Below are 10,175 nucleotides of genomic sequence, written 5' to 3'. Positions count from 1 at the left end.
CCGCAATCTCGTCGAAAGGGTTCATCGACATCTTGACGTTCGCCAGATCGACGCCCGTCCCATCCGCCTTCACGCGCGGCTTCACATTATAGTCAATCACCCGCTTCACGGGCACAAGGATCTTCATGGTTCCACCGTTGTTTTTGATGACAGCTATTGATGCGATCAGATGTGGATGGCGTGTCCCGCAACCTTGAGCGATGCCTCATGAAAAGCCTCGCCAAGGGTTGGATGCGCATGCACGATGCCAGCTATATCTTCGACTACCGCCCCCATTTCGATAGCTGTGGCGAAGGTCGAGGCCAGTTCGGAAATATGCGCTCCGACAGCTTGGACTCCCACGATGCGGTGATCAGACGTGCGCGCCACCACGCGGACGAAGCCCCCCTGATCACCGGCATCCATCGTCAATGACCGCCCATTGGCGGAAAAGGGGAATGTCGCGCTGACCGTATCGGGCGCGTCCGGCCCCACCCCCACGCTCACGATTTCGGGCGACGTGAAGCACACCGCAGGGATCGCAACGGGGTCGAACCGCCGTCTGGCACCGGCGATGACTTCAGCTACCAGTTCACCCTGCGCCGAAGCCTTATGCGCGAGCATCGGCTCACCCACGAGATCACCGATCGCCCACACATTGGCTGTGGAACTAGCGCAGTGATCATCCACCTTCACGAAGGGACCGGCCATTTCCAGCCCCATCTCCTCCAGACCCCAACCTTCGGTAAGTGGCTTACGCCCCACTGTCACCAATATCCGATCCGCCTCGATCAATTGTTCGCCGTCATCCACGGTCACGATCAGTCCTTCGTCGACCTCCGCCTTGGCGGCGGTGCCGAGCAGAAGGCCGATGCCCAGCTTCTCCAGCGACCGCCGGACCGGCTCGGACAGCTTGGCGTCATATTGCGGCAAGATGCGATTGGCCGCCTCGACCACAGACACGGATACGCCCAGTTTCGCAAAGGCAATGCCCAATTCAAGGCCGATATAGCCCGCACCCACTATCGCGAAACGGCGTGGCAGTTCGTCGAGCGAGAGCGCCCCGGTCGAGCTGATGACCTTGCCGCCGAAGGGCAGGAAAGGCAGCTCGACAGGCAAGGATCCGGTCGCAAGCACCACATGCTCGGCACGGATGACGGTTTCCCCTTCCTCAGTCTCCACCGTGCAGCTTTTCGCATCGGTGAAGCGAGCCCAGCCCTGCACCACTTTTACGCCCGCCCGCTTGAGCAGGGCCGCGACACCACCGTTCAGCTGATCGACGATGGAGTCCTTCCAGCCGACCATCGCCGCGAAATCGAGCGAGGGGGAGGCCGCAAGGCTGATTCCATAGCGCGACTGCTGCGCTGCGGCAGTCATCGCTGCAAACTCATCCGCCGCGTGGATAAGCGCCTTGGACGGAATGCAGCCACGCACAAGACAGGTGCCGCCCAGACGCTCGCCCTCGACCAGCACCGTATCCAGGCCTAGCTGGCCACAGCGGATCGCCGCCACATAGCCCCCCGGCCCGCCGCCGACCACGAGCACCTTGGGATTGAGAATTTCGGGCATGTTTCAGTCCATAAACAACAGAGCGGGACGTTCCAGCAGGCGCTTGAGCCGCTGCACGAACAGGGCGGCGTCATAGCCGTCGACGATGCGGTGATCGAAAGAGGAAGAGATGTTCATCATCTTGCGGATCGTGACCGCTCCGCCCTGCACCACCGCCCGCTCCACCAGCTTGTTCGGGGCGATGATCGCGACCTCCGGCTGATTGATGATCGGTGTGGTGACGATGCCCGCCAGCGGCCCCAACGATGTCAGCGTGATGGTCGATCCCGACAATTCATCCCGCTTCGCCGTGCCGTCCCGTGCAGCCGCGCTCAGGCGACCGATCTCACTGGCGCAGTTCCAAATATCTCGCGCTTCGGCATGGCGGATGACAGGCACCATCAACCCGGCGGGCGTCTGCGTCGCCATGCCGACGTGGACGGCGGCAAATTCCTTGAGAACCCCCTTTTCATCGTCGAAATGCGCGTTGATATGGGGAAAATCGGGCAAAGCCTTCGCCAGCGCCGCGATGAAGAAGGGCAGCAAGGTCAGCTTAGGCTGTCCCGGTTGGCGATGGGCATTGAGGTCGATTCGCAGCACGTCGAGTTCGGTGAGGTCACATTCCTCGACATAAGCGATGTGGGGAACGCGGCGCTTGGTGTACTGCAATTTCTGCGCGATTTTGCGGCGCAGGCCGATGATCTGGCGTTCCGCGACGCCTTCCCTGGGCGCCCTGCCCGCCGCCGGTGGTGCGGCGGCGATCGGGTTGGCGATATACACATCCAAATCGTCCGGCGTGATCCGGCCGCCCGGTCCGGTTCCGGGGACGAACTGGAGGGGAATCCCCAGCTCGTAAGCGCGACGCCGTGTGGCAGGCGCGGCAAGCGGCGCATCGCCGATCGCACGGCTGGTGAAGCCGGGCTGCTGTGCGCGCTGCGGCTGGCTCGATACTGCCGACTCGGCCCTCGCAACAGGTGCAGGCGCCGCCGCGTCAGAGGTGGCTCTGGGCTCGTAGACTAGCGCAGGAGCCGAAACGGCGCCCGCCTTTTCCGTGACGTTGCTCGCGCCTTCAACCTCGATTTCGACCAGCACCGAGCCGACAGGCTTCATCTCGCCCACCTGGCCGTGAATAGCCAGCACGACGCCATCGACGGGCGAGGTCATGTCGACTGTCGCCTTGTCCGTCATCACATCGACCAGGCTCTGGTCTTCCTTGACCTGGTCGCCTGGCTTGACATGCCAGACGACGACCTCCGCCTCGGCAACGCCTTCTCCCACATCGGGCAGATGAAAGTGATAAAGCCCCATTTTCAGTCCTCCAGGACGCGCTTGAGCGCGGCTGCCAGCCGCGCCGGGCCGGGGAAATAATCCCATTCGAACGCATGTGGATATGGCGTATCCCATCCTGCCACACGCGCGATCGGGCTTTTCAGATGATGAAAACAGCGTTCCTGGATCAGCGCCGACAATTCGCCGCCAAAGCCGCCGAAACGCGATGCTTCGTGCAGAATGACGCACCGCCCGGTCTTCTTCACGGACGCGACGATCGTTTCCACATCCAGCGGCACGATCGAGCGCAGGTCAATCAGTTCGGCATCGACGCCGCTATCCTCAATTCCCGCCTTGCCGACATGAACCATCGTACCATAGGCAAGCACGGTCGCCGCGACGCCTTCCCGCACGACGGCGGCCTTGCCCAGCGGCACGGTGTAATAGCCTTCGGGCACCTGAGCGCTCGACTCGTCGGCCCAGGTCTTGAGCGCTTGGTCATGCCGGCCGTCAAACGGCCCGTTGTAGATACGCTTGGGTTCAAGGAAGATGACGGGATCGTCATCCTCGATCGACGCCAGAAGCAGCCCCTTGGCATCATAGGGATTGGAAGGAATAACGGTCTTCAATCCGGTGATGTGGGCGAAGATCGCCTCGGGCGACTGGCTGTGCGTTTGGCCACCGAAGATGCCGCCGCCATATGGAGAGCGGACAGTGATCGGTGCCCAGAACTCGCCGTTCGACCGATAGCGTAGGCGCGCCGCTTCGCTCACCAACTGATCGAAGGCCGGCAGGATATAGTCAGCGAACTGGATTTCAGGGATGGGCCGGAGCCCATAGGCACCCATGCCAATGGCGGTCGCGATGATCCCGCCTTCGGATATGGGCGCATCAAAGCAACGGGTCAGACCGTGCTTGGCCTGCAATCCTTCCGTCACCCGAAACACGCCGCCAAAAAAACCGACATCCTCGCCGAAGACCAAGGTGTCGGGATCATTGGCGAGCGCTACGTCCAGCGCCGAATTGAGCGCCTGGATCATGGTCATCACGGCCATGTATCAAATCCCCAATTCGCGGCGCTGCTCAATGACGCGCCAGTCGGGCTGCTTGAAAACGCCCTCGAACATTTCTTTGACGCTGGGCTTGGACTTGCCGAGCGTTCCGACCGCCTCTGCCGCTTTCACCGCGCCCTTGACCTCCTGCTCCAGTTCCGCCGCCAGGGCTTCGTGGCGGGCCTCATCCCAGTCGCCGATCGCAATCAGATGCTGCTTCAGCCGGTCGACGGGGTCGCCTAGCGGCCAGTGCACCGGCTCATCGGAGGGGCGGTATTTGGTGGGATCATCACTGGTGGAATGACCCGATGCGCGATAGGTGAACAATTCGATCAACGTCGCCCCCTTGTTCGACCGCGCTCGTTCCGCAGCCCATTGCGTAGCTGCCCAGACGGCCAGGAAGTCATTGCCATCGACGCGAAGGCCTGGCAGGCCATAAGCGAGCGCCTTGGCTGCAAAGGTCGTCTCCTGCGCACCTGCAATGCCCGCAAAGCTCGATATGGCCCATTGGTTGTTGGTAACGCACAGGATGACCGGCGCATGATAGACGCTGGCGAACGTCAGCGCTTCGTGGAAATCGCCCTCGGCTGTCGTGCCTTCCCCGATATAGGCGAGCGCGATCTTGTCGTCGCCCTTGTAGGCGGACGCCATCGCCCAGCCGACCGCATGGCCGAACCGGCTGCCAACATTGCCCGAGAGAGAGTAGAAGCCATATTCCCGCGCCGAATAAAGGATGGGAAGCTGCCGCCCCTTAAGCGGATCCTCTGCATTGGAGAAGATCTGGTTGGTCAATTGCGTCAGGGGATAGTCGCGCGCCATCAGCCAGGACAGCACGCGATAGGTGGGAAAGCACATGTCCCCCGCGTCAAGCATCATCGACTGAGCAGCGCCGATCGCCTCCTCCCCCGTCGACTTCATATAGAAGCTGGTCTTGCCCTGCCGATGCGCACGGAAGAGTCGATCATCGAAGGCGCGTGTCAGCATCATGGCGCGTAGCCCCCGGATCAACACCGAAGGCGTGAGCCGCGGATTCCATGGCCCCTGTGCTTCGCCCTCATCGTCCAGCACGCGAATAAGCTCATAGGGCAAGTCGCGCATCAGATGCTCGGCCTCTCCGCTGTCGGGCCGCCGTACTGCGCCGGGCGCCGAAAGGACGAGGTTGCTGAAATCCGGTTGGTCCCCGGGACGTGACAGGGGTTCGGGAACATGCAGCCGAAGACCCTGGGAATTTTTCATGGACGCCGGTCAACCTTCAACATGGGGTTAATCTCCGGATGATGCTCCAGCAGGATCGAAATTAAAATTTCTCTCTTCGCCCGTTTCGCGATAAATAGTGCAATTTTATCCTATATATCTGAGATTTTTTAGGAGACTTTACCGTGGATCGGCTTGATCGAAAAATCCTTTCGGCTCTTCAGCAGTTCCCTGAGATGTCGGTCGTGGACATCGCTTCGCACGTCGGCCTGTCTCACACGCCGTGCTGGCGACGGATCAAGAAGCTGGAGGAAATGGGTGCGATCAGGGGCAAGGTCGTTCTTCTCGACGCGCAACTGCTTGGCCTGACGGTTGACGTCTTTGCCCAGCTAAAGTTGAAGCAGCATGACGAGGAAACTCTGAACCGCTTCGAGACGGCGGTCCGGGACCGAAGCGAGATCGTCGAATGTTTCTCGATGAGCGGTGACAGCGATTATCTGATCCGGATCGTCATCGACAGCATAGCCTCTTACGAGACATTTTTGAAAAAGGTGCTTCTGCATCTTCCCGGCGTGGGATCGATCAATTCCAATTTCGCCCTCGGATGCGTCAAGATGACGACAAACCTGCCGATCACCTCTTGACGGGGGTCGGAGAGGACTGGCCCGTCAGGACCAACGTATAAAGTTGGCTGAGTTCTTCGCGGCGCCGGGCTGCTTCACGTACTTCCATCGCATAATAGCCGACCTGATGGTAATAAGTGACCCGGGCTCTTACCAACGCTTCATCTTCGGCAAAGCCGAAGTCCTTGAACAGCTTCTGCAAGGCCTCCACGCGCCGGTTGTCCACCTCATGCACCGCCTGCTGAACCTTCACATCGGTGCGCGCCCAGTTGCGGATCGCCGTGTCGTAATCCGGGCTATATTCCTGCTCGTCAATCCACAGGCGCACCAACCGCTCGAACCGCTCGGCAGGTGATCCAGGTCCCTTCAGCGCCTCAAGGATAGGGGCGCTATTCGTGTTCTTCCAATCCTCCAGCAGGGCGTCGAGCAAGTCGCTCCGGCTCTTGAAACGCCAGTAGAAGCCGCCACGGGTTACACCGCACTCGCGGGCGAGGCGATCGATCTTGACCGAATTCACCCCTTCCTTGAGGAGCATCGCCCGCGCCACATCGATCCAGTCCTGGGTCGACAGTCCTCTTCCCTCGTCATTGGTCGTTTCGACCGGGAGCTTGCTCACCTGTATTCCCTTCGATCTGACGCCAACCGGGGCATTTTCCGCTGAAAGAAGCTATCCCGAATGCCTCGCCACCGCTCTTCGAGCAAGCGCTTTCCAAGCTGTGACAAAAGCGATATACACATATGTATGGCGCAGGAAAGCACCAGGGGAGTCGGGTGTGCTGGCTGAAACCACATCAAGGGATGTCGCCTTGCACCGGCAAGATGGACGCATTCTGGGATCATTCCATACGGATTGGTCAGATCGAGCGCCCCCCTCCATAGGCAGCATCATCGAAACGGGCGGTATGCGGACGGCAAGGATGACCGTCGACCGCGACGACGCTTCGGGCACTTGCGAATTTGTGTCGCTCGAACCCGGGCTGTTTCTGCTCACGCTCGACGTGGCGCTGCCGCAGGGCATGGCGCTCAATCTGGTGGGCGAGGATCTGATCGAATTTCATTACCGTGTTTCGGGGTCGATCTCGCTGCAGGGAAATTGGGGCGACGTGATCCAAGACCGGCCTTCGATGCTTTTGTGGCACCAGCCCCAGGGCCATGACGATGTTTGGGAGGAGCTGGGCTCCGCTGACATGAAGCGCGAAGTGTCTGCCACCCTCTATTGCAAGCCGGAATGGCTAGGACGACTGATAGGCTATGAATCGGCGCTTCTGCCCGACGACCTGCGCCGAATCCTCAACCGGCAGAGCACTCTGCCGACGCACCGGGTCCTGCCGCACCTGCCGGAAACGTCGAGCATCATCCATGCGATTTTAAACGACAAGGAATCTGGTCCGCTGCGGCTGGTGAACATGAAGGCGCGCGGCTACGAACTGCTGGCCTGCGCGCTCCGATCAGCAGCTTCTGACAGCCCTCCGTCCCGCCCCCTTTCCGATCGCGATGTCAAACGCATTGATGACGCCCGGGAAATTCTCGAGCGCGAGTTCATCCACCCCCCCACGATGCAGGCCCTCGCCCGCCGCCTCGGCCTGAACGTCAATAAGCTTTGCAACGGCCTCAAGGCACGTCACGGCGCGACCGGCCAGCATCTGATCCGAGCGGCGCGACTGAGGCGAGCCTATGAGTTGCTACAGTCATCAGACCTCCAGGTGAGCCAGGTCGCCTATGCCGTGGGCTATGCGCATCACAGCACCTTCACGGCTGCCTTCGTCGAACGGTTTGGTATTTCGCCCAAGGCCTTGGCCGCCAACCGGAACATGAGCCGAAACTGACCCGTACCCAAGCCGACCGTCCCACATCAGCCCCCACACCGTCAGAATCGAAATGCCGCGTGTCATTCGCGCGGATGTGACCGGGTCACGACATGGTCCACTCGGCCTAATTTTTTGTGGCGCGCGCCTAAATAAAGGCCGCACGGCTCTCTGGAAGATTTGATAGCAAAAGCCATTCAATAATGGCGGCCGGTGGGATGATGACCTTTCAGAGGCGATTTTGCATCCCCCGCGGCGGCCAGAGCGTGGAGCTTGGCGGTTTATGATTTCTCATTGCAAAGTAGCCGTTATCGGGGGCGGCGTCGTCGGCTGCAGCGTCCTCTATCATCTGACCAAATTGGGCTGGAAGGATGTTGTCCTGATCGAACGCAAGGAGCTGACTGCAGGATCGAGCTGGCACGCCGCCGGTGGCTTCCACGCGCTCAACAGCGACCCTGGCGTCGCTCGCCTGCAATCCTACACCATCGCGCTTTACAAGGAGATCGAGGAACTGTCCGACCAGAGCGTCGGCATGCACATGACCGGCGGACTCAACATCGCCGCGACTCAGGAGCGGTGGGATTTCTTGCGCGCCGACCAGGCACGGCATCGCGTGCTGGGCATCGACACCGAGTTGCTTGGACCTGCCGAGATCAAGGATATGTGCCCACTGATCGACGTCGCCGACGTGTACGGCGCGATCTACGATCCGCATGAGGGCCATGTCGATCCCTCGGGCGCCACTCATGCTTATGCCAAAGCAGCGCGCGCCAATGGTGCCCAGATCTATCGCCACACCCGCGTCATGGATCTGCAGCCCACTGGCAGGGGTAGCTGGCGCGTCATCACCGACCAGGGCGAGATTGAAGCCGAGCATGTCGTGAACGCCGCAGGCCTGTGGGCGCGCGAAATGGGCAACATGGTTGGCGCGCGGCTGCCGCTGGTCCCAATGGAACATCATTATCTCGTGACCGAAGACATCCCCGAGGTGTTGGCGCAGGAAAAGGAACTGCCGCTCATTCTCGATCTCGACGCCGAAATATACATGCGCCAGGAACGCGGCGGGATGCTGGTGGGCGTTTATGAAAAGGATGCGCAGCCTTGGGCGGTGTCTGGGACTCCCTGGGACTATGGCGAGACCGAACTGCTGCCCCCCGACCTGGAGCGCTTGACCGAAGAACTCATCCGCGGCTACCAGCGTTTTCCAGCCGTCGCGGAGGCAGGCATCCGGCGGATCATCAACGGCCCCTTCACCTTCACCCCAGACGGCAATCCGCTTGTTGGCCCAGTTCCGGGCATCCCCAACTACTGGTCGGCCTGCGGCGTGATGGCCGGCTTCGCGCAGGGCGGCGGCGTTGGTCTGACCCTCGCTCAATGGATCATCAATGGCGAACCGGAAGGCGACATCTACGCGATGGATGTGGCGCGTTTCGGCGACTATGCAACCCCGACCTATGTCATAGACAAAGCAAAGGAATTTTACTCCAACCGCTTCCGCTTGGCCTATCCCAACGAATATTGGCCGGCCGGTCGCGTTCATCGCACCAGCGCACTCTATGACACGCTCAAGGCACAGAATGCGGTGTTCGGCGTCAGCTACGGTCTGGAAACTCCCCTTTACTTCGCGCCCGAGGGAGAGGAGCCGGTCGAAACACCAACCCTCAAGCGCTCCAACGCCTTCCCTGCGGTCGCGCGGGAAGTGGCCGCGGTACAGCGGTCGGTGGGCATTTTCGACAGCTCCTCGTTCGGCAAATATGAAGTGACTGGCAAGGGTGCCGCCACCGCGCTGGACAAGATCCTGGCCAGCAAGTTGCCCGCCCCTGGACGTTTGCGCCTCGCCCCGCTGCTCTCGGACAGCGGGCGACTGATGGGCGACCTCACCGTCATGCGGCTGGAAAAAGAGCGCTTCATTCTCTTCGGCTCGGGTTATCTCCAGAACTGGCACGGCCGCTGGTTCGATACTCATCTGCCCAAGGATGATGTTCAGTTCCGCAACGTGACCGACCAGATACAGGGCGTTGCGCTGATGGGTCCCAATGCGCGGACGCTGCTGCAACGGATAACCGACATCGACCTGTCGAAATCCTCCTTCCCCTTCATGACGGTGCGCCCGGCGCATGTCGGTTTCGCCCCGGCATTCATCGCCCGGCTCTCGCTTACCGGGGAGCTGGGCTTCGAAATCTATGCCGACGCTGTCTATATTCGCTCGATCTACAACAGCCTTCGCAGCGCCGGAAAGGATCTTGGCCTCGTCAACTTCGGCATTCATGCCCTTAATTCCATGCGTTTGGAAAAGGGTTTCGGCATCTGGTCGCGCGAATTTAGCCGGGATTTCACCGCCGCCGCTTCGGGCCTCGACCGCTTCGTCGATATCAACAAGCCTGATTTCATCGGCAAGGCGGCAACGTTAGCCGAGCAGCAGAGTCCTCCGGAACAGTTGCTCGTAACCTTCGCTGTCGATACCGTCGATGCTGATCCGGCCGGTTACGAACCGATCTGGCATGACGGGGTCCATGTCGGCTTCGTCACCTCCGGCGGCTACGGGCATCGCATCGGCGCAGGCGTGGCAATGGGCTATATCAACCGTGATCTTATCCACGCGCAGAGCGGCTTTGAGATTTCGATATTGGGTGAGCGGCGCCCAGCCAGACTCTCGCTCGAGCCGCTTTACGATCCCACCGGGGCGCTGGCGCGCGGTTGAGGGC

Annotated in this window: 8 protein-coding genes and 1 pseudogene; 3 read left to right on the top strand and 6 right to left on the bottom strand. The window is 60.8% G+C overall.

Translation table 11 applies throughout. The features are described from left to right. From MRBLSP13_RS11020 to MRBLSP13_RS11000, 5 genes and pseudogenes are all read right to left on the bottom strand, one after another. Nucleotides 1–127 (bottom strand): annotated as a pseudogene (locus MRBLSP13_RS11020) (electron transfer flavoprotein subunit beta/FixA family protein); the annotation flags it as partial. 38 nt (nt 128–165) lie between these two features. After that, nucleotides 166–1,548: a dihydrolipoyl dehydrogenase gene (lpdA, locus tag MRBLSP13_RS11015; protein WP_363735432.1), complete on the bottom strand. Its 1,383-nt coding sequence runs from the start codon at nt 1,546–1,548 to the stop codon at nt 166–168. 3 nt (nt 1,549–1,551) lie between these two features. Further along, on the bottom strand, nt 1,552–2,835 hold the full coding sequence (locus MRBLSP13_RS11010) for a dihydrolipoamide acetyltransferase family protein (protein ID WP_363735433.1): 1,284 nt from the start codon (nt 2,833–2,835) through the stop codon (nt 1,552–1,554). 2 nt (nt 2,836–2,837) lie between these two features. Next, nucleotides 2,838–3,851, bottom strand: coding sequence for an alpha-ketoacid dehydrogenase subunit beta (locus tag MRBLSP13_RS11005; protein WP_363735434.1), 1,014 nt, complete (start codon nt 3,849–3,851; stop codon nt 2,838–2,840). Nucleotides 3,852–3,854: 3 nt separating this feature from the next. Next, nucleotides 3,855–5,084, bottom strand: a complete 1,230-nt coding sequence (locus tag MRBLSP13_RS11000) for a thiamine pyrophosphate-dependent enzyme (protein WP_363735435.1) — start codon at nt 5,082–5,084, stop codon at nt 3,855–3,857. Between the two features lie 143 nt (nt 5,085–5,227). Here MRBLSP13_RS11000 and MRBLSP13_RS10995 point away from each other — a divergent pair, with 143 nt between their 5' ends. Beyond that, the gene (locus MRBLSP13_RS10995; RefSeq protein WP_363735436.1) at nt 5,228–5,686 is read left to right on the top strand and encodes an Lrp/AsnC family transcriptional regulator; all 459 of its coding nucleotides are present in this window, start codon (nt 5,228–5,230) and stop codon (nt 5,684–5,686) included. On the opposite strand, the gene MRBLSP13_RS10990 is transcribed toward MRBLSP13_RS10995, so the two are convergent. Beyond that, nucleotides 5,676–6,281 carry a TetR/AcrR family transcriptional regulator gene (locus tag MRBLSP13_RS10990; protein ID WP_363735437.1) on the bottom strand — a complete coding sequence of 202 codons (606 nt, stop codon included), beginning with the start codon at nt 6,279–6,281 and terminating at the stop codon, nt 5,676–5,678. The two genes, MRBLSP13_RS10995 and MRBLSP13_RS10990, sit on opposite strands and share 11 nt — an antisense overlap. A gap of 301 nt (nt 6,282–6,582) precedes the next feature. Here MRBLSP13_RS10990 and MRBLSP13_RS10985 point away from each other — a divergent pair, with 301 nt between their 5' ends. After that, on the top strand, nt 6,583–7,491 hold the full coding sequence (locus MRBLSP13_RS10985) for a helix-turn-helix transcriptional regulator (protein WP_363735438.1): 909 nt from the start codon (nt 6,583–6,585) through the stop codon (nt 7,489–7,491). A 262-nt stretch (nt 7,492–7,753) separates the two neighbouring features. Further along, the gene (locus tag MRBLSP13_RS10980) at nt 7,754–10,171 is read left to right on the top strand and encodes a GcvT family protein (protein ID WP_363735439.1); all 2,418 of its coding nucleotides are present in this window, start codon (nt 7,754–7,756) and stop codon (nt 10,169–10,171) included. Nucleotides 10,172–10,175 lie beyond the last annotated feature (4 nt).

Origin of the sequence: Sphingobium sp. LSP13-1-1.1, assembly GCF_040676415.1 — a bacterium.
Taxonomy (GTDB): Bacteria; Pseudomonadota; Alphaproteobacteria; order Sphingomonadales; family Sphingomonadaceae; genus Sphingobium.
Note: the sequence above shows the minus strand (reverse complement) of the source record. Positions and strands in the feature narration are given on the sequence as shown.

Excerpts from the sequence above, each read along its gene's own strand:
- lpdA (WP_363735432.1), bottom strand. The coding sequence starts at position 1,548 with ATGCCCGAAATTCTCAATCCCAAGGTGCTCGTGGTCGGCGGCGGGCCG.
- MRBLSP13_RS11010 (WP_363735433.1), bottom strand. The coding sequence starts at position 2,835 with ATGGGGCTTTATCACTTTCATCTGCCCGATGTGGGAGAAGGCGTTGCC.
- MRBLSP13_RS11005 (WP_363735434.1), bottom strand. The coding sequence starts at position 3,851 with ATGGCCGTGATGACCATGATCCAGGCGCTCAATTCGGCGCTGGACGTA.
- MRBLSP13_RS11000 (WP_363735435.1), bottom strand. The coding sequence starts at position 5,084 with ATGAAAAATTCCCAGGGTCTTCGGCTGCATGTTCCCGAACCCCTGTCA.
- MRBLSP13_RS10985 (WP_363735438.1), top strand. The coding sequence starts at position 6,583 with ATGACCGTCGACCGCGACGACGCTTCGGGCACTTGCGAATTTGTGTCG.
- MRBLSP13_RS10980 (WP_363735439.1), top strand. The coding sequence starts at position 7,754 with ATGATTTCTCATTGCAAAGTAGCCGTTATCGGGGGCGGCGTCGTCGGC.